We start from the raw sequence: 580 nt of genomic DNA, 5'->3' as shown, positions 1-580 counted from the left end.
CAGCTGCGCCTCGAAGCCCTTCGCGCGCGGCGAGATGATGACGTTCTTGCCGTCGCTGGCGGAGTTCAGGCCGAACACCGCGCCGTCGGCATCCGAGACCCGGATGGCATCCGGATACCGCTCACGGAGGATCGCCTGGCTGCGCTCGTCGAAGGCGTTCGGCAGGTACGCGATGTTGGCCTTCTCGACGCCGCCGGGACCCTCGACCGGGTCGAGCACGGCGATCGCGGTGTCGAGGTGGTAGAACCGCGGGTCGGTGAGCGTCAGCGACACGACCTCGCGCGAGAACACCTCGCCGACCTCGCGGTGGCTGTCGCCCGTCGAGCGGAAGCCGGTGCCGGCGAGGATCGTGTTCCCGACGAGCAGGAAGTCGCCCTCGCCCTCGTTGACCTCGACCGGCTCGGCGACCTCGAAGCCGTTGGCGGCGAACCAGTCGATGAACGCGGGGGCCTCGTCGGCACGCTCGCGGAAGCGGAACTTCGGGCCGTACGCGACGCCGTCGATGACGAAGCCGCCGTTGGCCGTGTAGACCATGTCGGGCAGGCCCTCGAGCGGGTCGATGAGCTCGATCTCGTGGCCG

1 protein-coding gene is annotated in these 580 nt (G+C 69.7%); it reads right to left on the bottom strand.

Annotation, left to right across the window (positions count from 1 at the left end; all coding sequences use genetic code 11):
• The coding region (locus tag ACWKWX_RS32710) for a dimethylarginine dimethylaminohydrolase family protein (RefSeq protein WP_483829940.1) at positions 1–580 on the bottom strand (580 nt) is incomplete at both ends.

Source organism: Pseudomonas imperatae (genome assembly GCF_057128625.1).
This window is presented reverse-complemented; position numbering and strand designations above follow the sequence as displayed.